This is a genomic window from Burkholderia pyrrocinia, from assembly GCF_018417535.1.
GTDB lineage: Bacteria > Pseudomonadota > Gammaproteobacteria > Burkholderiales > Burkholderiaceae > Burkholderia > Burkholderia pyrrocinia_E.
The window spans coordinates 37,440-62,944 of the sequence record NZ_CP070979.1 but is presented as its reverse complement, the minus strand read 5'-3'; the positions used below and the strand labels follow the sequence as shown (position 1 = coordinate 62,944).

23 protein-coding genes and 4 pseudogenes are annotated in these 25,505 nt (G+C 61.5%); 10 read left to right on the top strand and 17 right to left on the bottom strand.

Annotated features, from left to right (window positions below; all coding sequences use genetic code 11):
• Positions 1-13: 13 nt before the first annotated feature.
• Both JYG32_RS33290 and JYG32_RS33285 read right to left on the bottom strand, forming a co-directional pair.
• On the bottom strand, positions 14-829 hold the full coding sequence (locus JYG32_RS33290; RefSeq protein ID WP_213267937.1) for a SapC family protein: 816 nt from the start codon (positions 827-829) through the stop codon (positions 14-16).
• 35 nt (positions 830-864) lie between these two features.
• The gene (locus JYG32_RS33285; protein ID WP_213267936.1) at positions 865-2,769 is read right to left on the bottom strand and encodes a ShlB/FhaC/HecB family hemolysin secretion/activation protein; all 1,905 of its coding nucleotides are present in this window, start codon (positions 2,767-2,769) and stop codon (positions 865-867) included.
• Positions 2,770-3,268: 499 nt separating this feature from the next.
• Between JYG32_RS33285 and JYG32_RS33280 the strand changes: the two genes are divergently transcribed.
• Positions 3,269-4,078: a hypothetical protein gene (locus tag JYG32_RS33280; protein WP_213267935.1), complete on the top strand. Its 810-nt coding sequence runs from the start codon at positions 3,269-3,271 to the stop codon at positions 4,076-4,078.
• A gap of 886 nt (positions 4,079-4,964) precedes the next feature.
• Here JYG32_RS33280 and JYG32_RS33275 read toward each other — a convergent pair.
• Positions 4,965-5,843: pseudogene (locus JYG32_RS33275) on the bottom strand (LysR substrate-binding domain-containing protein).
• Positions 5,844-6,006: 163 nt separating this feature from the next.
• Between JYG32_RS33275 and JYG32_RS33270 the strand changes: the two are divergent.
• The 9 genes from JYG32_RS33270 to JYG32_RS33230 all read left to right on the top strand — a co-directional run bounded on the left by JYG32_RS33270 (position 6,007) and on the right by JYG32_RS33230 (position 13,852).
• Positions 6,007-7,074: an alkene reductase gene (locus JYG32_RS33270; RefSeq protein WP_213267934.1), complete on the top strand. Its 1,068-nt coding sequence runs from the start codon at positions 6,007-6,009 to the stop codon at positions 7,072-7,074.
• A 10-nt stretch (positions 7,075-7,084) separates the two neighbouring features.
• A complete protein-coding gene (locus JYG32_RS33265) occupies positions 7,085-7,909 on the top strand; it encodes a pirin family protein (RefSeq protein WP_213267933.1) in 825 nt (274 codons plus the stop codon).
• 52 nt (positions 7,910-7,961) lie between these two features.
• Positions 7,962-8,567, top strand: coding sequence for an isochorismatase family protein (locus JYG32_RS33260; protein ID WP_174379038.1), 606 nt, complete (start codon positions 7,962-7,964; stop codon positions 8,565-8,567).
• Between the two features lie 151 nt (positions 8,568-8,718).
• Positions 8,719-8,997, top strand: coding sequence for a hypothetical protein (locus JYG32_RS33255; protein ID WP_174379039.1), 279 nt, complete (start codon positions 8,719-8,721; stop codon positions 8,995-8,997).
• A gap of 292 nt (positions 8,998-9,289) precedes the next feature.
• The gene (locus tag JYG32_RS33250) at positions 9,290-10,357 is read left to right on the top strand and encodes a toxic anion resistance protein (protein ID WP_213267932.1); all 1,068 of its coding nucleotides are present in this window, start codon (positions 9,290-9,292) and stop codon (positions 10,355-10,357) included.
• 10 nt (positions 10,358-10,367) lie between these two features.
• Positions 10,368-11,114: a VWA domain-containing protein gene (locus JYG32_RS33245; RefSeq protein WP_174384518.1), complete on the top strand. Its 747-nt coding sequence runs from the start codon at positions 10,368-10,370 to the stop codon at positions 11,112-11,114.
• 43 nt (positions 11,115-11,157) lie between these two features.
• On the top strand, positions 11,158-12,174 hold the full coding sequence (locus JYG32_RS33240) for a DUF475 domain-containing protein (RefSeq protein WP_174384519.1): 1,017 nt from the start codon (positions 11,158-11,160) through the stop codon (positions 12,172-12,174).
• A 100-nt stretch (positions 12,175-12,274) separates the two neighbouring features.
• On the top strand, positions 12,275-12,931 hold the full coding sequence (locus JYG32_RS33235) for a TerD family protein (RefSeq protein ID WP_213267931.1): 657 nt from the start codon (positions 12,275-12,277) through the stop codon (positions 12,929-12,931).
• A gap of 51 nt (positions 12,932-12,982) precedes the next feature.
• Positions 12,983-13,852, top strand: a complete 870-nt coding sequence (locus JYG32_RS33230; protein WP_213267930.1) for a hypothetical protein — start codon at positions 12,983-12,985, stop codon at positions 13,850-13,852.
• A gap of 91 nt (positions 13,853-13,943) precedes the next feature.
• Here the strand turns inward: JYG32_RS33230 and JYG32_RS33225 are convergent, their stop codons facing one another.
• The 14 genes and pseudogenes from JYG32_RS33225 to JYG32_RS33165 form a co-directional block, all read right to left on the bottom strand.
• Positions 13,944-14,450, bottom strand: coding sequence for an NADAR family protein (locus JYG32_RS33225; RefSeq protein ID WP_213267929.1), 507 nt, complete (start codon positions 14,448-14,450; stop codon positions 13,944-13,946).
• 220 nt (positions 14,451-14,670) lie between these two features.
• Complete coding sequence (locus JYG32_RS33220; RefSeq protein WP_174381866.1) at positions 14,671-15,021, bottom strand: DUF7716 domain-containing protein; 351 nt, start codon at positions 15,019-15,021, stop codon at positions 14,671-14,673.
• Positions 15,018-15,560 (bottom strand): annotated as a pseudogene (locus JYG32_RS33215) (RHS repeat-associated core domain-containing protein); the annotation flags it as partial. The pseudogene JYG32_RS33215 and the gene JYG32_RS33220, both read right to left, overlap by 4 nt.
• Before the next feature lie 82 nt (positions 15,561-15,642).
• Positions 15,643-16,017 (bottom strand): Imm10 family immunity protein, encoded by a 375-nt coding sequence (locus JYG32_RS33210; RefSeq protein WP_213267928.1) that lies wholly within the window; start codon positions 16,015-16,017, stop codon positions 15,643-15,645.
• A 10-nt stretch (positions 16,018-16,027) separates the two neighbouring features.
• A complete protein-coding gene (locus JYG32_RS33205) occupies positions 16,028-16,372 on the bottom strand; it encodes a hypothetical protein (RefSeq protein WP_433960888.1) in 345 nt (114 codons plus the stop codon).
• A pseudogene (locus tag JYG32_RS39775) lies at positions 16,358-16,531 on the bottom strand (RHS repeat-associated core domain-containing protein); the annotation flags it as partial. The gene JYG32_RS33205 and the pseudogene JYG32_RS39775, both read right to left, overlap by 15 nt.
• A 228-nt stretch (positions 16,532-16,759) precedes the next feature.
• A complete protein-coding gene (locus tag JYG32_RS33200) occupies positions 16,760-17,020 on the bottom strand; it encodes a DUF7683 domain-containing protein (RefSeq protein WP_174381868.1) in 261 nt (86 codons plus the stop codon).
• The gene (locus tag JYG32_RS39255) at positions 17,017-17,298 is read right to left on the bottom strand and encodes a colicin E3/pyocin S6 family cytotoxin (protein ID WP_433960887.1); all 282 of its coding nucleotides are present in this window, start codon (positions 17,296-17,298) and stop codon (positions 17,017-17,019) included. The genes JYG32_RS33200 and JYG32_RS39255 overlap by 4 nt, the downstream gene beginning before the upstream one ends.
• Positions 17,278-17,430: pseudogene (locus JYG32_RS39770) on the bottom strand (RHS repeat-associated core domain-containing protein); the annotation flags it as partial. The gene JYG32_RS39255 and the pseudogene JYG32_RS39770, both read right to left, overlap by 21 nt.
• A gap of 38 nt (positions 17,431-17,468) precedes the next feature.
• Positions 17,469-17,852 carry an Imm50 family immunity protein gene (locus JYG32_RS33185; RefSeq protein WP_213267926.1) on the bottom strand — a complete coding sequence of 128 codons (384 nt, stop codon included), beginning with the start codon at positions 17,850-17,852 and terminating at the stop codon, positions 17,469-17,471.
• A 2-nt stretch (positions 17,853-17,854) separates the two neighbouring features.
• A complete protein-coding gene (locus tag JYG32_RS33180; protein ID WP_213267925.1) occupies positions 17,855-19,123 on the bottom strand; it encodes an RHS repeat-associated core domain-containing protein in 1,269 nt (422 codons plus the stop codon).
• A 53-nt stretch (positions 19,124-19,176) separates the two neighbouring features.
• Positions 19,177-19,569 (bottom strand): hypothetical protein, encoded by a 393-nt coding sequence (locus JYG32_RS33175; RefSeq protein ID WP_175817550.1) that lies wholly within the window; start codon positions 19,567-19,569, stop codon positions 19,177-19,179.
• On the bottom strand, positions 19,559-20,578 hold the full coding sequence (locus JYG32_RS39515) for an RHS repeat domain-containing protein (protein WP_213267924.1): 1,020 nt from the start codon (positions 20,576-20,578) through the stop codon (positions 19,559-19,561). The genes JYG32_RS33175 and JYG32_RS39515 overlap by 11 nt, the downstream gene beginning before the upstream one ends.
• Positions 20,579-20,839: 261 nt before the next feature.
• The gene (locus tag JYG32_RS33165) at positions 20,840-25,498 is read right to left on the bottom strand and encodes an RHS repeat-associated core domain-containing protein (protein WP_213267923.1); all 4,659 of its coding nucleotides are present in this window, start codon (positions 25,496-25,498) and stop codon (positions 20,840-20,842) included.
• Positions 25,499-25,505 lie beyond the last annotated feature (7 nt).

The following is a 25,505-nucleotide window of genomic DNA, read 5'->3' as shown; positions in this document are numbered from 1 at the left end:
GGAAGCGGTGTGCTCAGCAGGTGGGGGCCGCGGCGGACTCCACGTCTTTCGCCTCTTCAGCCGGCGTCGAGGCCGCGTAGATACCCTGTTCGGCCTCACGCTCGATAAGGCGGTAAAAGCGCTGCAGCGAGAAGAGATGGATATAGATGCGGCTCAGATGGCCGCTCCGGTGCAGCGACGCGACAGTCTCCGCGTCGAGCGCCGCAAGGCGCGCCTCGTTGACACGCACCATACCGCCGACGGTGCACTGGCCCGCGTCCCCCGGCCGCACGATATTCGCGGTGAACGGCTCGAGCAGATCGAGTTCCGCGAGGCGCTGCGTGAACGCGCGGCTTGCCGCCAGGTCCGCTTCGTATTCCTTCAGGAACGCCTCGATCGCCGCCCATCGCGGACCGGGCTGACCCTCCGCATCGAACAACTGCTCGGCGCCGTCGACCCCCTCGGCCGATGCACGATCGGCCTCGACGCACACCAGCAGATCGGGATCGGCCTTGCCGTCGACGTTCACGCTCGCCATGCAGAACGGATAGCGCCGGACGTAGGCCGGCACGTATGCCCCCGCCTCCCAGCCGGCGTCGCCGCCGAACGCGTTGTGGTTCTGCGCGAGCCCCAGCAGCGCAGCCAGCGTATGCCCGCCCGTCTGCGCATCGTGCAGGAACACGATCGGGTAATGCCACGCGGCCGCCACGACTTCGCTGAAGCTCAGCGGCACGATCTGCGACTCGCGCGCGAACGGCGGCAATTCGCCCGGCTGCAGCAGCCGGACATGATCCGCACGATTCAGCGGCTTGAGCGAGTGGTACCCGAACGGGGGTTGAATGGTCAGCATGATGGATTTCCTTGTTCTCGGTAGGCTCGGTAGCCTCAGTAGGCAATGACGGCCGACACATGGGCCATCGCGCCGCCGCGCGAGCCGTCCAGCGCGCTCAGCCGCCAGCCGACGTCCGCGCGCAGCGTCACGTACGGGTTCACGTTGAAGCGCGCGCCGACGCCGACGCTCGCCAGATTGAAGGTCGTGCCGATCTTGCGCAGATCGGCGTCGGTCATTTCGCTCTTGTGCCAGCCGCGGCCCAGGTCGGCGAACACCACGCCCTGCGCGATGCCTTCCGTCGTGCCGAGCGGCACGCGAACGTATGGCGTCTGCACCTCGAGGTTCAGCACCACGCCACGGTCGGTCACCAGCGTGTCTTCGTAATAGCCGCGCACCGCCGACGAACCCGACACGTCGAACTGTTCGCTCGCGATCAACGGCTGGTTGGTGAACTGGCCGGCCACGCGCGCATGGAACTGCCACTGGCGCGGCAATCCGATGTAGCGGTCGTAGGTGAGGTTCGCGCGCGCGTAGCGCGAGCGTGAGCCCGGCCGCGACGCGTCGAACGTCTCGTCGTTGTTCCAGCCGAACAGATTGCCCGGCGAATACGTGAAGCGCCCGTCGATATCGTTGTGGCCCCACCGATCCGACCAGCCGCCGCGATAGCCTACATAGCCCTGGAACACCTCCGGCACCGCGTTCGAGATCGGCACCTCGCCGAACGCCAGCGTGTTGCCGATGCGCTTGTACTCGAGGCCCGCATAGAGCTCCGGATACGTGCCGAACGGATCGAGCGGGTTGATCCCGAGCGGATGAGACCATTCCACACTCAGGATCGCGTTGCGGCCGCGCGATTCGAACTGCCCATCCTCGAGCGGCACGTCGGTGTGCGACAGGCTGCCGCGCAACGCGATCGTGTCGTGATTGGCCAGTGGCAACGTATAACCGACGGACTCCTGATTGAAACGACGCGCGCTATCTGCCTGCGTATAGCTGAAGTCGAACTGGTGGTCGAACAGGCCGAACGGGCTGCCCCAGTTGAAACCGACCGTATAGCGGCCGAGCCCGGTCAGCCGCGTGCCGGCATTGCTCAGCCCCGCGTAGACACGTACCGGACGCTGGTCCGCCGTGGTCAGCACGACGTCCGTCTCGCCCGGGGCGCTGCCCGGCGCGAACGCCACATCGGTGCGGCGCCACGGATTACGGTTCAGGAATGCGAGATCGTCCGCGATGACCTTCGTATTGACGAGGTCGCCGCGCCGCAGCTGGATGTGGCACGCAAGATCCTGGCCGTCGGTGTGCTGCTGCCCCTTCGCGACCACCTTTCCCAGCCGCGCCGGCGCGACGACCAGCACGAGGTAGCCGTCGGGCGAGTTCTGCGGCGGGAAATACACGTCGACCAGCGTGCCGGAATGCTGGTTCAGGTAGGCCACGGTCTTCTGCGTGATCGACTTCACGAGGTCCGGGCCGATCGTCGTGCCGAGGGTCGGCTCGAGCAACGCCTTGAGTTCCGCCTGATCGTCGACCGGCACGCCGGGGCCGATCGAGATCGGCCCGGTGCGCTTCAGGTCCTCGCGCAGCGTGGCGCCATCGAGCTCCTTCGGCTGGGCCGGGTCTGCGGCAGGCGCCGGCGATGCGCTCGCACCCGCGCAAGCATCGCCGGTGGCGCTTGCGGGCGGCGGCATATCGGCAGCGGCTGACGTGGCCTTCGTGAGATCGCGGGACACGACGATGAGCCCCTTCAGCGCCGGCGCCCTGGCCTCCTGGACCGGCCACTCGCCCGGTTCCGCCGCGTGCGCGACATGCGGGCGGGCGGTCAACGCGACGGCGACCGCCATGGCGAGCAGCGTGAACGGCGCGGCCGATCCCGCGCTGCGCCGATCCTTCTCCACGGCGTCCCGCGTACGCGCGGCCGGAAACTGCCTGTTCGGCTCGATCAGATTCCAACGATTCTTCATGACGTACCTTCCCCTCACATGCAGGCGAAAGCCTGATGCGACTGTTATTTACTCATGCCGACCGGATCACACCTTGCCGACCTCCCCTTGTCACGTGCAACGGCGAAGTCCTCTCGTGGGGTCGCGTATTCGTTGCGTGTACAAAACCGGAAGGTAGCGGAATAACCCTCAAAAAATTGTCAGGACATGTCAGGTCCGTTCTGAAAGTCTGGGTATCGATTAAACATCAGATGAATGTGTGAAAATGCACGCTCGCCTGAATCCGGAACACCTTGGAATGTGAGGAACACCAATCAATGCGTCCGCCGCGCAGGCGATGCAGCGATGGAGGCGATCTGACAGGTTGATTTTTTATAACGTCGCATTCAGCATGCGTTTTCACACAGCCTCGGCCAGTTGCGGACATTCGAAATCGTGAACTAGATAGCTGACAATCTATCGTTTACTTAACCTGACGAGGCGTATTGGTGTCTTTAAATTTTTTAGCGGTGGAATCCGGATGCGTGCTTTTTTATTAAGTTCTGCGATCACTTTCTCTTTAGTGATTTCTGTTCTGTTTTTGAATGGCTGCTCGCCGTCGATGCTGATGGCCGGGGGGCCACCTCACGCCACAAAGGAAGAAAAATTAGCCTGGAAAGCCGAAAGAGAACGCAATGCTGTGCTCCTGCGCCGGATGATTGAGAGATATGACCCCCAAGCTTTGGCGGGCGATCCTTCCACCCAGCTTAATATGGCGCGTGTTTGGCATCAACAATACGAACTCCATATCAATGACAATGCCTTCAAGGAACCGCCCTTCAGGCCAAATTACGACGAGGAAGTACAGGCAAACGCGCGGCCGGTTCTGGATAAATCGAATGAATATTTGAACAAGGCCATTGCTGCTGGCTATCCGCCCGCCCTGACTTACTCAGTTTGTCGCGGGGGCGCGCTGGAGAGCAACCGGGGGCAACCCAAGACAGCGGCTGATCTGGCCGCGCTGAAACAGGCGGCCGCACTGGGTGAGCCGCACGCCCAGTATTTGCTGGCAGAGTACGATTACTGGAACGCGTCCCCCAAGGATCAGACGATGCTGAACCCCACAACCACTCAACTGCTTCTTGATGCATCGGAAGGGGGGGACTTTGAGGCAACGGATCTTCTCTTCTTTAGGCTCGCGCGCAAGGGGGCTCGGGACGTCCCCGGAGTCAACCTACCAGAAGACAGGCAACAGGAGATAATCAAAAGATATGAAAAAGGCTCTGCCGTAGAAAATCTTCAAACAGACGCAAATAACGTGTGCAAAGATGATTTTTTAACTCCGTTCTAACGAGTTGGCACAACAACAGTCATCGCAGGGTGGTGGCCAACGATTTTGGTATATGAACGGCCGCTTCTGAGAAAACTCACTGGCCGAAACGGGTTGCTTCCGCCGGTCGGCCGCCTCCCCCAATGGCCGCCGACCGGGCTCGGCCAGTAAGGGACACTCGATCTCCGTGCCTAGAACGTCAACAATCGATCCGAGGAAAGAAAATGCCGAGGGAACAGTTTTTTGCATTTTCTGACATCGGAGCTGGTCTATCGCGAGTACTCTGACAAACTCTCCGCCACAGGCGTAATCAGCCAGGAATCGATCGAAAAATATTGGTTGATGTCATACATTAAGGCCCCACCAAAAACCGATAGCTTTCGATATGAAAGACGAAAAATGCTACAGCCGGTTCCGACTGGTAGTGATCGCAGCTACATCGCTTGCACTGTTCGGCTGCGCGGTACCCTCTCCGCACGTCACGAACTTGAGCCAACAGGCTGAGCTAACAGGCGCGCATGTCATCGCAGACATGCCCGGTCCCTCCGACATGGCGCCGACTCCGGCTGAGGAGACACGCTATCCTGACGATGATTACGCACTCTCGCCATATTGAGGACAGCGGGTTGACCCAAGGAGCATCGTAGGAACAGGCCATTATCTCTATACGTTCATCTTGATTGACCGACTTACAGCCGGACTCGGCCAGCTGCGATCCCGGCGGCCCGCGACCGGCTCAAACCGACCCGAAGCGGTCCTCTAGGGGACCGGCGGTAATGTCCGCCATCCGCATGACAACGGACCTTGATCCACGCGATTTTCTCCATGCCAGCCGAAACCCGATAATTTGCACGGCTTGTACCCTATCCGTGTCCTCGAGGCGAATGCGTCCAAAACACACCAATGCTCAATTTCCCTTACCTAGCCGCTCTCGCAGAAACTCGATAAACCGCTGGGTTTTCGCAGGTAGCAAACGGGTTTCGGTCAGCGCATAGACCGGGGTCGCTCTCGCCTGCCATTCGGGCAAAATTCTCCGCAGGCGGCCGGCTGCCAAATCTTCCTCGGCCATCTCCACCGGCAGCAGGGCCACGCCCAGGTCCAGCGTCGCCAATCGTCGAAACATGCCAACGCTGTTTACCTGAAACCTCCCTCCGACCTCGACCTCAACGGTTTCCTCACCTCGCTGGAGCGTCCACTTTCCCGCTTTGGGAAAGCCAATGCACTCGTGTCCTGTCAGTTCCGAAGGATGGGACGGTTCGCCAGAAAGTTCGAGATAGCGCGGTGAGGCATAGACCTGCACTGACAATCGAGCCAACAGGCGCGCAATGAGATTTGACTCCGTCGGCTCGCCCATACGAATCGCAACGTCGAATGGCTCGGTGACTAGGTCCACGCGCCGCGGGGTTAGGTCGAAGTCAAAGGTAATTCCCGGATATCGGCTCGCGAACTCGGCGATCAGGGGCGCCATGTAGATCGTCGCAAAGTCGACTGGCAGCGATGCCCGCAAGGTGCCGCTCGGCTGCGCAAGCATTTCGCCCAACTGTTCATGAGCGATCTTCGCCTCGTCGACGATCCGCTTGCAGCGCTCTTAGTAAAGCTGGCCGGCCTCCGTCAACTCCACTTTTCGCGTGGTTCGATGCAAAAGCCGCAGGCCGATCGCCTTCTCCAAGGCATTGATACGCCTCGAGATGGTCGAGTTCGGTATGCCCGTGACCTCCGCCGCGCCACGAAAACTGCGTATATGGGCCACCTCGACAAACAAGGCCATGTCATTCAACAGTTCCATGCTTATTGCGCCATTTATGGATCAATGATCGCCAATTTACCATCTTTATCCCTCAGGAAAAGCAATCCAGAATACGTACATCGCCTCACCGTGTCGGGATAGACGGCAGGCAGGAGGGTCTTGGGACCCACGTTTGCGCACCTACTACGTTCAAGGAAAAAACATGAGCAAGCTTCTCACCCCTGTTCGCATTGGCCGCTATGTCGCGCCGAACCGCCTTGTGATGGCCCCGATGACCCGGTCCCGCGCTGGCGACGATGGTGTTCCCAGCGACATGACCGTCACGTACTACGCGCAGCGCGCCAGCGCCGGTCTCATCATCTCGGAAGGCGTGTTTCCGTCCGCCATGGGCAAGGGCTACGTGCATACGCCGGGCATCGAGACCGACGCCCAGGTCGCCGCGTGGAAGAAGGTGACCGAGGCGGTTCACGCTCGTGGCGGGCGCATCTTCATGCAGTTGATGCATTGCGGTCGGGTCTCGCATCCTTCGTTGCTCGATGGCGCCACGCCAGTCGCCCCGTCTGCCATCAAACCCGAAGGCCAGGCTTGGACGCCCGCCGGCCAGGTCGACTTCGTCACACCCCGCGCATTGGGCCTGAGTGAGATCGCCGGCGTCATTGATCAGTATCGCCAAGCCACCCGCCGCGCAATCGACGCTGGCTTCGACGGTGTCGAACTGCATGGTGCATCTGGTTACCTGCCCGAACAATTCCTGTCGTCGGGAAGCAACCAGCGCCACGATCAATACGGTGGTTCGGTCGAGGGCCGAGCCCGCTTCGTGCTCGAGGTGCTGGACGCGATGGTCGCCGAAGCCGGGGCGGACCGTGTCGGCATCAAGATTTCTCCGGAGATGAACTACAACAGCATCACGGATGCAGCGCCGCAGGAAACCTACACCTATCTCGTCGACAAACTTCGCGGACTGGGCCTGGCCTATCTGCATGTCGCCCTGTTCGGGACGAAGGTCGACTACCACGCGCTGCTGCGCCCCCTGTTCGATGGCGCCTACCTGATCGGGAGCGGCTTGACGCAGGAGAGTGCCGAAGCCGTGCTCGACGCAGGCCAGGCCGATGCCACGGTATTCGGCAGCGCGTTCCTTGCCAACCCGGACCTGCCGGAACGCTTCCGCCAAGGCGCCGCCCTCAACTCGCCTGACCGCGATACGTTCTTTGCACCGCCCACCGCCAAGGGATACATCGACTATCCCACGCTGGCTGCCGAAGCAGCCTGAGGAGCCAATCATGACCACCACCGCCCGCATGCAACGCGCGAATCGCGGAAGCCATTTCCGGGCATACCGCCTCCACGGCGCAGATCAGGCGCTACTTGATCCCTTCATGGGGGTCGACCATGCGTGGATGAGCGAACCAACGTTTCCGCCGCATCCACACGCTGGCTTTTCCGCGGTCACCTATCTGTTCCTTGATTCGGAGACGGGTATTGCCAACCGCGATTCGTTGGGCAACAGCGTGCTGATCGAGCCAGGCGGCCTGCATTGGACGGCAGCCGGGCGTGGTGTGGTCCATGAAGAGAACCCTGCCGTTTTGGGTAGTACAACCCACCTTCTGCAGATTTTCGTGAATCTACCTCGAGAGCGTCAGGAAGCCGCACCATTCGCACTGACCCTGCCGGCTCGAGATGTGCCGGTGGCGCAGCAACCTGGCGTGCGGATTCGCGTTCCCCTGGGCAACTTCGGGGACGTGCACTCCCCGCTGGTGCCGCCGACCGACGTCACATTGCTGGATATTTCGCTTGACGCTGGCGTGGCGCTGGACGTTCCGTTGCCCGCAGGGCATCAGGCCTTCGTCATGCCGATCTTTGGCAATGCGGAACTGGATGGACAGACCTTCGGACTGGACAACCTCGGGGTTCCAATCCTTCCTGCTGCGAGCGAAGCGACGACATTCAAGCTCGTCGGAAAACCCGGCGGAGCCAAGGTCGCGGTTTTCATCGGCCGCCCGTTGCATCAACCCGTTCTTTCGAATGGCCCCATGGCTTTCGCGAGCCAGGAGAGCCTGAACGCCGCAACCGCTGCGTATCACCGTGGCGATCTGGGAAGCCTGTGAGAGCTGCCCAAACTTCCAGGGTTTATGCCCTATCAAAAATGAAGGAGTCTTAATGAAGGTTGAACGATTCACGGCCGAAAATAGCGCCTTGCTGCTCATCGACCATCAGGTTGGCACGATGAAGCTGATCAAGAATATCGATCACGAACTGGCAGTCAAGCAGTCGATCGCGCTGGCCAAGATGGCGAAGATCCTGAACCTGCCCGTCGTCATTACGTCGAGCCAGGAAGACCATGCCCAAGGTCCGATTCTTCCGGAGATCGCCCAAATCCTGCCGCAGGAGCACGCGGCCCGGATCAAGCGCCCCGGCGTGGTGAATGCCTGGGCCTACCCGGACTTCCGCGATGCCGTGCTCGCCACCGGGCGGAAGAACCTGATCATGGCGGGTGTTACCACCGATGTCTGCCTGATCTTCCCGTCGATCGATGCTGCGCTCGAAGGCTTCAACGTTCAGGCTGTGATGGACGCGTCGGGCTCGCCCAGCGATCTTTCCGAAGAGTTTTCGCGGCAGCGGATGCATGACGCAGGTGTTGTGCTCACTGCTACCAATACGCTCATGGCGGAGATCGCACAAGACTGGTCCACACCTGCTGGGCAACAGTTGATCGGGTTGTTGTTCAGCGATGTCTTTCCGGCCCTCGGCGCAAGCATTTCCTGACGCCCGAGCCCCACCCTGGCGACCGCAGCCGTAGTCGCGCGATAGAACGAGTCCCGCAGCCCATGCTCGGGTTCGTTCCCTATCCAAAGAATTCTTCCTCTCGACGAGTTCGCTTACGGCCCTCGGCAGAAAAATCTCATGAGGTGCCGTCGTGAATGCACCTCACGCGCGAATCATCATCGTCGGCGGCTCGCTTACCGGCCTCACGCTTGCTATCAAACTTCTTGCTGTCCGTGGAATCGAGGCAGGGTCAAGCCCAAACTGCATGGTGTCCGCAGCCCATGCCATACGGCTCAATAAAATCGCCCACATAAGGATGACGATACGAAAGCGCTTCATTGCGCAATTCGTCAACAGATTGAAAAAATTGTTCATGATGCGCGACCGCATGCCTTTGCGTCCGCAGAGAATCGTTCCTGTACGCAGATAGCCTCGATGGTTACGTTAATTTACCTTCGTCGCAGCAGTGTCAGAGAGTGTCATGGGAAAAGCATGGATCAGTTCGCCCGGCACCATTCTATTTTTACGAAACCTTCCGAATAACGAACGATGCGGGCCTGACATACCCTGACATTTCGATCGGTCACCTTGCTTGACGCAGCGTAATCAGCACGCTTATTGTCAAATCGTCGCGCGACCGTTGTCGCGCAGTCCGAAAATCGTGGGTGCCGGCCATTCACACACATCAACGTGCGATACCAAAGGAACCGTGTCAGAAACACATGAAACCCTTATTCGACGAAAAGAAGCCTGACACGGTCAACGATCACTCTTCGATCTCACCTTCCCTGCCCGCCATTGCATCAACCGGATTCGCGCCGGCGGCGCATCCGATCTCCATTGTGGAAATCGACCTACTCGGCGCGGCCCAAAGTACCCGCATCGCCGCCTTCTCCCAGCAGATTCTCGCCAGCGTCCGCGCGTCGGATGCCGACCAGTTCGGCGACAAGCTCAACGAACTGATTGCAACCGCGAAGGGGCTCGACCCGCGCGGCGTCGACAAGGGCGGGCTGCTCACGCAGGTCACACGGCTGTTCCGCTCGACCAAGGAGAAGCTGCTGTCGCAGTACGAGTCGGTGAGCAAGCGGATGGACACGCTCGTCGTCGAGCTGGAAAACCATGCGCAGCGCCAGAAGGCCGGCATCGACGAGCTCGAGCGGATGTACAACGACAACTACGCGCTGCACCAAGCGCTCGCGCAGTCGAAGGCGCACGGCGAAACGGCGCTCGCGACGCTGCGCGCGCATCTCGCGGCCGGCCAGCAGCAGCCGGACGACGCGTTCGGCGCGCAGCGCCTGCTCGACGTGAAGCGCAAGGTCGACGCGCTCGAGAGCAAGCTCGACGACCTCGACCGCGCGATGCTGATGTCGAAGCAGCTCGCGCCGCAGATCCGGATGGAGCAGGACCAGAAACGCACGCTGACGTCGAAATTCATGACGATCAAGACCGTGCTGATCCCCGCGTGGACCAACGCGTTCGCGCTCTACCTCGAGCAGCTCAGCACGAAGCGCGCGGCGGCGCTCGCGAACGCGACGTACGACGCGGCCGACGAGGCGATCCGCGCGCAGGCCGACCTGAATCGCCAGAACGCGCAGGAAGTCGCGAAGCTCGGCCAGCGCCCGGTGATCTCGACCGACACGTTCGAATATGCGCAGCAGCAGTTGTTCGGCGCGTTCGACGACATCACGCAGATCATCGCCGACGGCAAGCGCCAGCGCGAGCAGGACGCACCGCGCCTGCGCCAGCTCGAACAGGACCTGATCACCCGATTCGCTCCGAAGCACCATTGAGGAACACCGCATGATTACGCTTGAGAAACGCGCGGCGAAGGTCGCGATCGTCCTCGAAAAACGCCAGATCCTGAAGCCGCCCGTCGTGCGCGTCGGCGCGGCGCTCGACATCTCGGGCTCCGCGAAGCCGCTTTACCAGTCGGGCGTGATCCAGGAGACGCACGACCGGATCCTCGGCATTGCACTGAAGTTCGACGACAACGGCGAAGTCGACACGTGGACCTTCACCGAAGGCTACGACCGCCTGCCGACCGCGACGCCGGACAACTACGGTTCGTACATCTCCGACTACGTGCTCGAAGCGCGGATCGACAAGTGGGGCGGCACGCAGTACGCGCCGGTGATGAACGACATCGTCGACTTCTTCTTCCGCGCGCCGGAGCCGGCGCCGAAGCGCGAGGAAAAGCGCGGCTTCCTGAGCCGGCTGTTCGGCGGCGCGGACGAAACGCCCGCGCCGGCCGCATCCGCGCCGGCGAACGGCCATCTGCCCGCATGGGTGCTGTTCGTCACCGACGGCCAGAACCCGAAGAACGACCGCAAGCGCGTGCGCCAGTTGCTGGCCGAGTCGCAGCACTTCCCGCTGTACTGGTCGCTCGTCGGCGTCGGCGATCCGAGCGAATTCGGCTTCCTCGCGGAAGTCGCGGACGAGATGCCGAACGTCGGCTTCCTGCATCTCGAATCGCTCGACGTCAGCGACGAACAGATCTACGAACAGTTGATCACGCAGGAATTCTGCGACTGGGTGCGCGCGAAGTAAGCGCGGCCCGCACGCTCATTTTTCAGAACTCGATTACCCCATCATGTTGAAAGATTTCAAGATCCCGCTGTCGCTCACGGTGCTCGCGCTGGTCGCGGCCTATCTCCTCGGCGGCGTGAAGGACATGCTGATCGTCGCGGTCCTGTGTGTGCTCGAAATTTCGCTGTCGCTGGACAACGCGGTCGTCAACGCATCGGTGCTCAAGAACTGGTCGGAGAAGTGGCGCAACCGCTTCATGGTGTTCGGCCTGCCGGTTGCCGTGTTCGGCATGCGGCTCGTGTTCCCGCTGCTGATCGTCGCGGTGATCGGCCACATCGGCCTGTGGGACGCGCTGACGCTCGCGGTCGAATCGCCGGAGAAGTACGCGGCGGTGCTGACGTCCGCGCATCACGAGGTGTCGGCGTTCGGCGGCGCGTTCCTGCTGATGGTGTTCTTCAAGTTCATGCTCGACACCGAGAAGGACGAGCACTGGATCGGCTTCCTCGAAGGCCCGATGCGCCATCTCGGCCGCATCACGGCGCTGGAGGTGGCGCTGACGCTCGCGATCGTGATCGTCGCGTCGTTCCATGTGCCGGCGGCCGAGCAGGTCAGCTTCCTGCTCGCAGGCGCATTCGGCGTGATCGGTTTCGTGATCGCGCACGGCGTGGGCGACCTGGTCGGCGGCGAGGAGACGGGCACGCGCGTGGTGCGCGAAGGCGTCGCGGGGTTCATGTATCTCGAAGTGCTCGATTCGTCGTTCAGCTTCGACGGCGTGATCGGTGCGTTCGCGCTGTCGAACAACATCTTCCTGATCGCGCTTGGCCTCGGCGTCGGCGCGGCCTACATCCGGGAGATGACGCTCGTGCTGCTGAAGAAGGGCACGCTCGCGCAGTACCGTTATCTCGAACACGGCGCGTTCTGGGCGATTGGTGCGCTCGCAACGATCATGTTCCTCGGCGTGAAGTTCGATGTGCCCGAAGTCGTCACGGGCCTGATCGGCGCGGCGATGATCGCCGCGGCCGTGTGGTCGTCGATCGTCGTTCAGCGCAAGGAAGACCGGACTGCGGTGGCGGGCGAATAACCGCGCGTCACGCGTGGCACGGAAACCATCAACGAGGGGCCGCACCGTGCGGCCCGGCATTGCCGCCGGCGCAACGGCGGTTCCAGCAGAAGAGGTTCAGATGATCAATTTGTCGAAAGGCGGTCGCGTCAACCTGTCGAAGGAAGCGCCCGGCACGCAGAAATTCCGCATCGGTCTCGGTTGGGACGCGAACGCGACGGACACGGGCACGGATTTCGATCTCGACGTGTCGGTGTTCCTGTGCAAGTACGATGCGCAGACCAATCCGAAGCTGATCTCCGATCAGCACTTCGTGTTCTACAACAGCGAAGTGCGTACGATGGACCGCAAGGAAACCTTCATCCAGCCGGGCGACGATTTCCCGAAGCGCGGGATGCCGGCGTCGAAGTGCATGGGCGTCGTGCATAGCGGCGACAACCGTACGGGCAGCGGCGACGGTGACGACGAGGTGATCTTCATCGACGTGACGAAGCTCGCGGCCGACGTCGAGGAAATCTCGGTGGTCGTGACGATCGACCAAGCCGAAGCGCGCCGCCAGAATTTCGGGCAGGTTCGCAACAGCTACATCCAGATTGCCGACGAGGTGTCGGGCACGGTGATCGCGAAGTACGCGCTCGAGGAAGACTTCTCGATGGAGACGTCGGTGCAGGTCGGCAGCTTCTATCGCCGCGACGGCCACTTCATGTTCAAGGCGGTCGGTGCCGGCTACAACCGTGGCCTCGGCGACTTCGTGCGCGCGTACGGCGGCGCGGTCTGATTGGCGGCAGCCCGGCGTACGGGAAACCGCCGCGCCGGGCAGGATGCAGCGATGACGAATCCGTCCGACGAGCCGAAGCGGCTCGAATTCGATACGACGCCCGAGCGCACGCCCGGGCGTCTTGCGTTCGACGCGCCGCCCGCGGCCGGTGCGCCGGCTGCACGCGCGCCCGACCGGCCGGCGCCGCAGGCGCTCGACTTCGGGCCGGCGGTCGACCAGGCCATGCGCACAGCGCCCGCCGATGCGGTCGGCCGCGCGCTGTTCGGCGAATCGAACCACCCGCTGCTCGAATCGTGCTTCCGCGCCGCGCAGGCCAGCTTCCCGAATCTCTATCCCGACTACGCGCCGCGCATCGAGCGGCACATCCGGCAACTGGTGCCGCTCAAGCTCGCGACGGTCGCGACGATCGGCGACGGCGCGCTGGAGACGGCGGGCAACCTCGTCGAAGCCGTCGCGGCGACGACCCGCGAATTCAACGAACTCGGCGCGGCCGACATGATGGCCGGCATGCTCGCGCAGGCGACGCGCAAGGCCGGCATGTTCGAACGCTGGTTCGGCGCGGCGTCGGGCCATGTCGACTACCGTGCGGCGCTCGGCGCGCTCAAGCAGTCGCTCGGCTTCTTCCCGCGCCGCACCGAGGAGCTTGCCGCGAAGGTCCGCCATGCGGAAGAGAACCTCGTGGTCGTACTCGCGGCGCTGAGCGCGGTGGCGGACGTCGTGCGCGTGCCGGACGACGCGGGCGTCGAGCGCACGCTGTTCGATCGACGCAACATCGTCGGGCAGGCCGTCCAGCAGATCCGGATGCAACCCGCGCAACTGCGCGGGCTCGACGAGCGCGTGACCGATCTGCTGTCGCGTGCCGATCACCTGATGAACGTCGTGCTGCCGGCAGCGCTGGCGGCCCAGCCTAGGCATGGCTGAGCGGAACCAGCATACCCCCGATCCGATTACATCGTCGAATTCGTTCGTAGCGCTCTCGTAGCGACCGGTCAACGCTTGACGAAATGCACAGTCATGCTGTCGCCGATTTTTCAATTTCGTTGCGAAGCATTTGCCGCACCTGCATGAGCGCGTGACCAAGAAGGTTTCGCCCACGCCACTGCCCCTGATCCAGTGCTCGCGGGTCACCTTCATCCAGACCGATACCCCAGATGGTGTCGTAAGGGCTCGCCTCGACGAGAAGACGATCGCCGGTCGCGAGCAGTTCGTCTCGCATCGCGGGGTTCTGCGAGAATTTCAGATAGCAACCACGAATCATGACGTCGACGCGCTCGCGTTCCCAGACTTCTTCCTGATAGCCCTTCACCGCACGGCCCATATCCTTGAGTTTCTTCGGGTCGCTGACCGACAGCATCGCCGCCGCACTCTGCTGGTCGCCGAACAGCGCGGCCTTGCGCCACATCATGTACTGCTCGCTGTTCGAAAATTTGATGCCGGCATCGGCAAAAGCTGCCGGATGCCAGTTCGAATAGATTTCTGCAGTGCGCCAAAACAGCACCATCGTGTTCGTTGTTTTCATGAAATTCCTGTACGCTGAAATCTGCGGCGTTGATCGTACCAATTTGCGCCATCCCCGGTATGTAAGCGGAAATTTCCTACGCAATCCCCACGTTCCATATCGTGCCAAAAGGACAGGCCCTTTGAAACCTGCCCGGCGGATCTCCAGCGCGATCTCGCAGATCAACGTTCCGGAAGCAACAAACCCGGCGCTCGGCCGGGTTCGGTTCCCTGCTCATCAATCAGTGCAGATCTAAGAAATCGTCGAACCGCGCATAGTGATTGAGGCAGCGAATAACCTCTTCCGTCGAAGCGGCTGGCTTCTGCTTGTATGCCAGATCGATGACGTCTTGGAACTGCTCTCGCATATAGCCACGCTCAAGCCCCAACGTTGTCACGGACTCCGGGAACACCTCGTTGTCGTCTTCATCGAAATCTGGCACATCACCGACGTAAACCTCCATGCCGGGCAGTAAATCATCCACATCCTTCTGGACGTAAATCATGTAGATGGCGTCCCGATCTTTCTTGTCTTTGACCAGACAGACTAAATCCTCGATCTTATAAAACGCGTTCACAACGAAGTTGCTCATAATGGACATCCTGTAGCAGCGTCCAATTTTCCTTTCCGACCGGGAAGCCCTCCGCCCCACTTGTCCCGGCCACCTGTGCCATCTGGATGGTAGATGCCGTGATTGTCGGCATGATCGCCTCGGTCTACCAAATTCAATCTACCAACCTCGTCGTTATGGTGCCACGTCATCCCCGGCGGGCTGCTCCCAAGGTCGTTGGGTTTCTTCGACCATTCGAGAAGTGCCGGATTGCGCGAGAGGATATCTTGACGGAGACCCGGGTCAGTGTTCATTCGCTCAATCAAGGCCTTGTTAGCTAGTCGGAACTGCACACCATCGCTAGCGAACAGCTTCTCGTCCGGTACATCGAAGTCGTGGAACGAATGAAACTTGCCGGGACATCCCGCGCGCTTACGAAGGCCAAGCGGATCAGTCCACGTGACCCGGTTGGGCGCATACGCGTAGACGTTGATGCCACCGGCCAGCCCGATCGGGTCCTTGCTAATGAACCGTCCCGACGTCGGATCGTAGTACCGATGCCGGTTATAGTGCAGCCCCGTCTACGTGCTCCTTTGGCGCCACTAGACTCGATCTACAGCGAAGCCGTTGCGCGCTGAGAAGCTCACCTCCTACAGCTCTTGGTCACGCGTCAAAATAGCACTTGGTCTTATCGAATACATCGTGCAGAGCGGTCCGCAGTTCTACCACGTCACACGTTGATTTGACACCTATGATCCTTAGCCCTTGGTTCGAATGCTTTCTCACAAGCTCTTCCGCGAAGAGAATGACCAGGTCATCGCCCTCAAAATAAGCCCGTTGAAACCCGCCCTCGCCGGATATAGATCGATCGCTGATCTCAAAATAGTAATCGTCCGATTCATCAGTTTCGGCTCGCGGAACCTCCTGCTGAAGGATCAAATAGTTCTCCGGTTCAGCCGACGTGCTGTCAGCAAAGGCCACGGTCAGCACGCCATCCTCCGTATAAATGGCGGTCACGGCAGCTCTGAACAGCAGCATGTTCGATTCATTACCCACCGTTTGTACTCCATTCGCCTTCAGGCCAAAGATAGTTAACTGTGCAGCCGACTTCGGCAGCTTTTCTGTTCATGGCTCCCTTGCACGACTTGCAAGGCGGATATTGCCCTCTGATGGTGACCGTATCCCCGGGGTTCATTGCTACCTGGCGCATTGCCCGATTCTCGGTGTGTGTCGCGAGAGTACTTCGGGGGAACCCAAGCGCAGCCTCTTCGGGCGTCATGTTCCCACTTTGCATCGTAGTGCAACTCCTCGAGTTGCCTGTCGAATCTCGCACTTCAACGGTTGCAGTATGCTGTCCTTTCCCAGTTCCAAAGGGCCTGCCTGCAAGTCCCAGCGGGTCAATCCAACTGATCGGGTTGGACGCGTACTGATAGACGTTGAACCCACCGGCCAGCCCGATCGGGTCCTTCGAGATGAACCGCCCGCTGCCCGGATCGTAATATCGATGCCGGTTATAGCAGAGCCCCGCCTCCTCATCCTGATACTGGCCCTGATCTATTCACCTGGACGCAAACGCCCCGCGCACGGGCCGCAATCCCATGCCCAGCAAGCCTTCGCGCCATGCTACACCAGCACCTCGGCATTTTTTCGCCAGGACGCGATTCCTTGCAATCACTGACACTTCGCACCAGACCTCACTGGCGCATTGAATGAAGGCCAGATGAACATCGATCAGCGCGCCAGAAACGACAATCCCGGCGCTCGGCCGGCCCTTCGTTACTTACTCGGCAGCGTCATCAACGCATGACAAGTAGTAGATGTACTGGCTCGTATCGAAATCAGACGCGACGAACCTTCGCAGCTTCTGCAGTTTCTCGTCGTCCAACTCGACCTCCTCATACATCAGATCATCCCTCTCAAATCCGCATATATCTTGCAGTTCCTCCAAGGACGGGCCGATAACAAACGGAATCTCGACATACGAGAATTCATTGTCCTTCTCAAATCGAGAGATAAAGCGCTGAACGGGATGTTGGGTCATGGCTCCACCCTCCGGCTTGGCACGGGGCCTTTGCCCGAAATCGGCTCCCCCGAATTTGGATCAAATGCTCCCATGTGGTTACCGCGCTTATCGTATCGCTCTACCTCTCCATGCTGATAGTCCCACTCACAGATACAGCCCTTGGGTTCTTTCCATCGAGCGCGCTTTTTCCCTGGAACTCCTAGAACAGGTGTTTTCGGCGGAACCCGTACCGCATCGGGAAAGCCGGGCAAGTTCTTGGGCGCAGGAATGTAGTTGCTCAGGCCGAGCGGATCAATCCAGCTTATCGGGTTGGGCGCGTACTGATAGACGTTGAGCCCGCCTTGCAGCCCGATCGGGTCCCTGCTGATGAAGCGCCCGGTGCTCGGATCGTAATAACGATGCCGGTTATAGGCGAGCCCCGTTTCGTTGTTGTGATACGACCCATGCTACCGGGCCGGACACAAACCTACTCTTCGTCAAGATAGACTGTCGGCCCAACAAGCGAAATAAACTGGCAACGAAATTTAATATCCACTGATTCCCCACAAATTCGAATTTCATACCCTTCCGGCGACTTATCGATACTCAGGCTTGAGATATTCCTCGCCTCCCAGCCCATCAGGTGCAACCCACTAATCGCCGCACAATAAATTCCCACCCGACATCGATTAAAGTTCTTCCATTTTCCCGGAGGACGATCGGGAATCTGATCAACAAGATCAAAGTTCGCCACGAATGTTTTTCCGTCTCTCTTCAGGGAGACATCAAACAAATCAATCTTGTCTGTCGTCGGGCTATAGCTAAATACTCGACGCAACAGTTCTGCACCAGCAAGATCCACGAGGTTCACGGTTATTCTCCAAACGGATAATGTGCTTGCGTGCCAGGAACTTTACCTGTGCGCGGATTTTCACATGGTCTAGCGTTGAAATGCGGGCCTTGGTCACCCACGCCTGCTTCCCCGAAGTAGTGCCCAGCGGCATGATCTTGGATCAAGACCACACTCCCGTCTGGACGAGTAAATTGATACTCCCTTGTCCAAATCGGCTGATTATTCTTGTCTAGCGCCGGCGAACCGTCAGAGCCAGTCATCATGACTTGATTATATTGCCCCATCTGACCAGCTTTCTGATTGAGCACCTTATCAGGTTGTTGATTTAGCGGGATTCCTAGATCGCGCTTGGCCTGGCGGAATGCGCCTCTGCGTCCGGGGCATGGCGTTAGCCCCAGCGGGTCAATCCACCCGATGGGGTTCGGCCCGTACTGATAGACATTGAACCCGCCGCGCAGCCCGATCGGATCCCTGCTGATGAACCTGCCGGTGGCGGGATCGTAATAGCGGTGCCGGTTATAGTGCAGCCCCGTCTCGGCATCGAAGTACTGACCCGCGAAGCGGATCGGATTCCGAATCCCCGCCTTCCTCGCCGCCTCGCTGATCGCCTCCTTCGCCTCGCCCCACGCCCGGTAATGCGCGCTCCACGCCAGCGTGCCCGCGCCGTCGCTCAGCTCCTGCGGCGTGCCGATCTGGTCGCAATGATAGTACGCCACCGAGGTCAGCCGCGGTGGCACATTGTCCCCACCCGCCATCGGCCCGCTTGCCTGCAGCAGCGGCGTAAAGCTGCCCGGCTCGTACACGTAGTGCGTGGTCGTGCGCTGTTCCCACGCCGTCTCGTACGCCAGCGTGTCGCCGTCCCACCCGTACAGCGTCAGCCCATAGCCGTGCGCCTGCTTCAGCCGCTGGCGCTCCATCTGCGCATAGCTGCTGCCCGCCATCGGATGCGCGTGCAGCTGCGGCTCGGTCACCTTCGCGATCCGCCGCCCCAGCGCGTCGTACACGTAGCGCGCGTCCATCTCCTGAGTACGCGCCGACACCATCCGGTTGAAGCTGTCCCAGCCGAACACCGTCTTCGTGCCGTGGGTGGTGCGCTCGCGCAGGTTACCTTGCTCGTCGTACGCGTAATGCGTGCCCGCGTAGTCCTTCAGCAGGTTGTCGAGCAGCGCCGGCTGCCGGTTGCCCGCATCCAGGCCATGGTCGTCCCGCTCGGTGGTCTTCAGCACGTTGCCGGCCGGATCGAACGCAAACGTCTCGACGCCCAGCGACGACGCCCCGCCGGAGTACAAGCTGGCTGCACGTGCAACAGGTGCAACGGTGCAACAGCCTTACGCAGCAACTATCAAATCTTCAACCTCTTTTTAGCCGCCTCTGCGACCATCTCATCGTCGTCAGAAGCAAGGCGAGCCAATATATCTTCTGGCACCTTTGCATTACAGGCAATCCTATGCCTGACACTGGCATCGGAATCACATGCCAAGCGCTCAAAAATAGGACGACTGATCCTTCGTTTTGTCGCCACATCCCAACGAACTTCGTTGTCTTCACTTAACGACAGGCGTTCCAATACGTTCATTGAGATTGTGTTATTGAAAGCGACTTGACGAGAAAGTTCGGGGTACTTTGATAGAACCTCGAACCATACATCGTCGGATGCCGAATCATGAATTTTTGCAAATTCTTCCTCGTTGTCGCTTTCAGCGTATCGCTTGAATTCATCGGCGCTATGGATCATTGGTCCCCCCCCCTTTGGCATCCCGGCATTTCATGTTCTTCATTGTCATTGATTTGCCAGTTTCGCCTTTGTGCTTCCCCATGTAATCGCCGTAGATATCAGCATCTTGCTTATGGACGAGATCGTTACCTACCTGCGCCATCACCTTCCACGCTGAGCCGCCATGCCCCTCTGTATCGGCAGACCACCACAACTCGGTATCAGGGTCGCGGTAATACTTGACACTTGTCCCGTTCAGCCTCCCTTCGCAAATTCGATCAACCCGATTGACTTCCCACTCTTTCCTGCAGGGACATTTCGCGTTCTGGTTCGGCTTGCTTGATGCTGGCTTTCTACCTACTCCGCCAGGCATTTTTGCCAGGCCCAAAGGATCAACCCACTCAACCGGATTGGGCGCGTACTGATAGACGTTGAGCCCGCCTTGCAGCCCGATCGGGTCTTTCGAGATGAAGCGCCCGGTGGCCGGATCGTAATACCGATGCCGGTTATAGTGTAGCCCCGTTTCCTCGTCATAGTACTGACCTTGGAAGCGGATCGGGGTGAGCGCTTCGGCAGAGTCGCGCAGTTCCCACCAGTTTTCCTTCCTGCCGCCCCATGCCTTGTAGCGCGCGAGCCACACGACCTTGCCCGAATCGTCCAGCAATTCCTGCGGCGTACCCAGGTGATCGTTCTGATAAAACAGTGTCGTGTGCCGTGTCTTGGGCGGCACCTGCACGAATCGACCATCGGTACCCGTCGCAAGAAACGCGGCCTCAACCAGCGTCTCGTCCAGTCGCGCCAGCGAAACGAAGCTTTCCGACTCGTGCAGGTAATTTGACACCGCCTGCCATTGATACCGCTCAGGCAGCGTGTGAACACGCTGTGCGACCGGCAGCGAGATTCGTCTTCCGCGTCCTCTCGCACAATCGTCGCCGGCTCGTAAACGCGCGAAGGGCCGCCTCAGCGGCCCCTGCGTTTCATACCGCTCTAAAATATTGTGAGGGAGGCACTCCTTCTTCGTCCTCGCCATCCTCACAGTCTTTAATCAAGCAATCGTATCTGTCCAAAAATGACCGAATGAATTTTGATAGGAATGGCGTTTTTACTTCGAAATCAAACTCAATAAACCGAGCTTCATTCGTCAAAAAATTCATTGAATTCGACGACTGATCAAGCACCCTCACTACGGATGATCGAACAATCTCCACGTGCGGACTTCTCAATACGTCATCAAACATCGCGTTTTGTGATGCATTGTCATTAAATAGAATATGTACACAGTGTCCCATTTCTATTGCCCAATCCCGTTTGGTCTACCTCGAACAGTGGAGTAGTCTGCCGGATTCGATATTCCAATGTGAGTTTCGTCCTTGTCAGCACTGGCAAACCCTCTATCGTTCAGCTGATCTCCACAAGGATTTTCCTTGTGAACGTGAGCATTCAGGCCAGACTTCTTTTTGAGGTCCCCGTTCCTGTCAAGAATACTTTGATCGCCGTATTTGTGAATACGAACCTCAGAGCCGTCAGCATGATTCCAAGTTGCGTTCTTCCCGTTGTCTTTCGTCTGCGTGAACCCGTCGTTCGTCAGAGTCTTCTCGATCTGAGCGACACCCATTCCCTTCAACCGACCCAGAGTACTCGCTGCTGACTTGCAAGCCAACCCAAGCGGATCAATCCACGCCGTCGGGTTCGGCGCGTACTGGTAGACGTTCAGCCCGCCTTGCAGCCCGATCGGGTCTTTCGAGATGAACCGCCCTGTCTGCGGATCGTAATAGCGATGCCGGTTATAGTGCAGCCCCGTCTCGGCATCGAAGTACTGGCCCGCGAAGCGGATCGGATTCCGAATCCCCGCCTTCCTCGCCGCCTCGCTGATCGCCTCCTTCGCCTCGCCCCACGCCCGGTAATGCGCGCTCCACGCCAGCGCGCCCGTGCCGTCGCTCAGTTCCTGCGGCGTGCCGATCTGATCGCAATGATAGTACGCCACCGAGGCCAGCCGTGGTGGCCCGTTGTCCTCACCCGCCATCGGCCCGCTCGCCTGCAGCAGCGGCGTAAAGCCGCCCGGCTCGTACACGTAGTGCGTGGTCGTGCGCTGTTCCCACGCCGTCTCGTACGCCAGCGTGTCGCCGTCCCACCCGTACAGCGTCAGCCCATAGCCGTGCGCCTGCTTCAGCCGCTGGCGCTCCATCTGCGCATAGCTGCTGCCCGCCATCGGATGCGCGTGCAGCTGTGGCTCGGTCACCTTCGCGATCCGCCGCCCCAGCGCGTCGTACACGTACCGCGCGTCCATCTCCTGAGTACGCGCCGACACCATCCGGTTGAAGCTGTCCCAGCCGAACACCGTCTTCGTGCCGTGGGTGGTGCGCTCGCGCAGGTTACCTTGCTCGTCGTACGCGTAATGCGTGCCCGCGTAGTCCTTCAGCAGGTTGTCGAGCAGCGCCGGCTGCCGGTTGCCCGCATCCAGGCCATGGTCGTCCCGCTCGGTGGTCTTCAGCAGGTTGCCGGCCGGATCGAACGCAAACGTCTCGACGCCCAGCGACGACTGCGCGCGTGTGAGCCGCCCCACCGGGTCGTACGCGTAGCTGAGCGTGCCGCGCCGCAGGTCGGCGATCCGCTCCAGCTGCCCGGCCGCGTCGTAGCCGTAGCGCCGCTCGGCCAGCCGCCCGCCCGTGCCCTGCAGCAGCTGGTGCGCGAGACGTCCCGCCGCGTCGTAGGCGCTCTCCTGCTTGAGGCCGTTGCCGAGCGCGCGGCGCGTCTCCCGGTGGCCGTCGTCGCGCTCGAAGTCCACCACGCCTTGCCCGTCGAGCAGCAGCCCGTGCACGTGGCCCGACCCATAGGTCAGCCAGTCCAGCCGGTGGCCGTCCGGGCGGACCGTGGCCGTGCGCACGTCCAGCTCGTTGTATTCGTGCCGCCATGCGGCGTGGTGCTCGTTGGCGCCCACCCGCATCGCCAGTTGCTCGCGCTGCAGGTTGCCCACCGCGTCGTAGACGCGCTGCACCCGGCTCGCGCCGTTGGCCGCCTGCAGCAGCCGGCCCAGGCCGTCGTAGGCGAACGCTTCCTCGTCGACCTGCGCGCCTGCTGGCGGCACCAGGCGCTCACGTCCCTGGCTGGCGTACGGTGTCTGCCAGCCGCGGCGCCGCGCCAGGCGTCCCATCGCATCGAACTCGAAGGCCTGCACCCCGTCGCCGGCGAGCTGGTGCGTGACCCGCCCGCTGGCCGGGTCGCGCACATACTGCGTCACCTTGCCATCGAAGTCCGTCTCTCTGACCGGTCGGCCGGCCGCATCGTAGTCGAAGCGGTATTCCCGGCCGTTCTCGTTGCGCAGCCCGGTGAGCCGGCCAAGCCGATCCCACAGGTAGGCCAGTTCGCCGCCGCGCGCGTCGGCGCGCCCCGCGATCAGCCCGGCGGGCGTATAGCGGTAGCGTGTCTGGCGCCGCAGCGCGTCGGTATGCGCGAGCAGCCGCCCCTCGGCATCGCGCTCGAAGCTCTCGCGGCTGCCGTCCGGCCGAATCACCGCCGCAAGCTGCCCGGCCGCGTATTCGTATCGGGTCGTCTCGCCCGCGGCGTTCTTCGCGGCCACCAGCTGGCCGCGTTCGTCGTACTGCCACGTCGCGGTCTTGCCCGAGCAGTCGGTGTAGCTCGCAAGCTGTCCGTCCGCGCCCCACTGCAGGGACTTGACGCCGCCCTTCGGATCGGTGATCGCCACCGGCATGCCGGCACCGTTGTACGCATACTGCGTCACGCGCCCGAGCGGATCGATCGCTTCGGTCACCCGCCCCTTGCTGTCGTAGTAGCGTTCCCAGCGATAGCCTTCGGGGTCCTGGATGCCGGTCAGGTTGTCCTGGTCGTCATGCACGAAGTACGCGGTGCGGCCATCGCGCGCGGTGTGCGCAGTCAGGTTGCCGCGCGCATCCCACGTGAAGTGCTCCTCGGCGCCGTCGGCATGCACACGGCGCGTCACGTTCTTGGCCGCGTCGCGGAAGAACCACTCCTCGGTGCGGTCCGGATGCACGACCCGGTACGGGTAACCGTCGACGTCGTAGTAGTGCTGCGTCACCTGGCCATACGCGTCGGTGACGAAGGTCAGGCGCAGCCGCTCGTGCCATTCGAGGCGCGTATCGAAGGTGCCGTCGTCGGCCCATTCGCGGATCGCCTTGGCATCCAGATGCGTGCCGTCCCACTGCAGGTTCATGCCGCGCCCGGTGCGGTCCGTGTAGCGGGTGAGCAGGTGGTGCGCATACGCATAACTACGCACCGCGCCATGCTCGTCGGTGGCGGCGACCAGGTCGCCCGCGTCGTCGTAGCGGTAGCGGGCCAGCGTGCGGATGGGCTGGCCGGCGTCGTCCAGCAGTTCGATGTGTTCAACACGCCCCTGCGCGTCGTGGGTGACGGCCGCCACCGCGCCGGCGCTGCTGGTGAGGGTCGCCAGCCGCCCGTCGGCGTAGGCGAGCGAGATTGCGTTGCCCTGGCGATCCGCGATCGCCGTCAGCCGGAAGCGACTGCCCTGGCGCTCGTAACGCTCGGTGAGGTCGGCGCCGCGCGCCAGTCGGATGGCCGTCTCGGATTCGCGCGTGACCGTATGCTGCTCGATCGCGTCGTAATGGGCGTGGCCGAGCGCGAACAACGGGTAGTCGAGACTGCGCCCGGACGCGTCGTGGTAGACCAGCGTCTCACCGCGCAACTCGAAGCTGGCGTGGAACAACGTGGTCCAGCGCGGGCCCAGCGGGCCGTCCGTCTCGTGTCCACCGAAGTTCGAGCGGTAGGTGCGGGTCCAGTCGAGCGGCAACACCCCCGGCAGTTCGAAATCGGCGTGGCTGATCGATTCCTCGCCCAGCGCGAAGCCGATCGAGTCCACGGTGCCCGCGGCCGGCTGGCCCAGTTGGCAGGCCTTACAGGCCCCGACGCCGGGTTTGCGCGGGGGCACTTCGTCATGGCGCGGCTGCACCTGGTCGCCCGCGTGCTGCTTCTTCGCCTGGGTGGGCTCGTGCGGCTTGACGGCGCCGACGACAGGCGGCCGCTTCTGCTTGTACATCTGGATCGCGCTCGCCAGCACGGTGAGCAAGTGCATGACCGTGCCGACGTCCTGGCTGGACAGACGCGCCAGCTGACGCTTCACCACCGGAATGAAGGCGCGCAGCTCGGCGGCCATCTGGTGGATCGCCGCCGTGGGCACGACGGCCGCCACCACGGCACCGGTAGCGTTGGCCTCGACCTTGACGCCTGCCTTGCTGACCTCCCAGACCGCCCCGAACATGTTGTCCAGCGTCTTGAGCGGATCGTGCACCACGGCATGGGCGGAGACCTTGGACAATCGCCGGCTCGCGGCCTGCAGGTCCGCGTTGGGGTCGGTCAGGTGCCCGGCCGCCAGCTGATCCAGCGCCTGGGCGAGCGTGTTGAGGAACTTCTCGGCCTCGTTGCCGCAGTCCTTCAGCAGTTCCGGCAGGTGCGCCTGGGCTTTCGTGACGAAGGGCTCCAGCTCCCCCATCAGCGTGGCCGTGAAGTGCCCTTCGATCACCCCGACGATCGCCAGGCCCAGGTCCTTCGCACCGGACTTGACCACCTGCCGCGTGATACCCAGCGTCGGGCGCAGCGACATGCGGGCCGCCGCGGTGCCCGGCGGCACCGGCAGCACGCCGATCAGGTTGATCGCCAGGCTCGCCCACTGCAGCAATTCCTCGATCGTGCCCGGCTCCTTGCCGGGCCCCTTGCGGTGGGCCTCGATCAGCGTCGCGATATCGCCGCATACGTCGACCGCCGCCAGGATGTTGCCAAGCACCGGCAGGGCCTCCGCAACTTCCTTGACGCCGTGCAGCGTCACATAGCCGTGGCTGAAGGATTGCAGCCACGCATCGAAGCGGTGGGCGCCGGTCGCCACATCGGCGACCAGCACCTGATCGAGCGGAACGACCGCGGTGTCGACCGCGGATTGGACAGACTGGGAGTGGGTTGCCATCTACGTG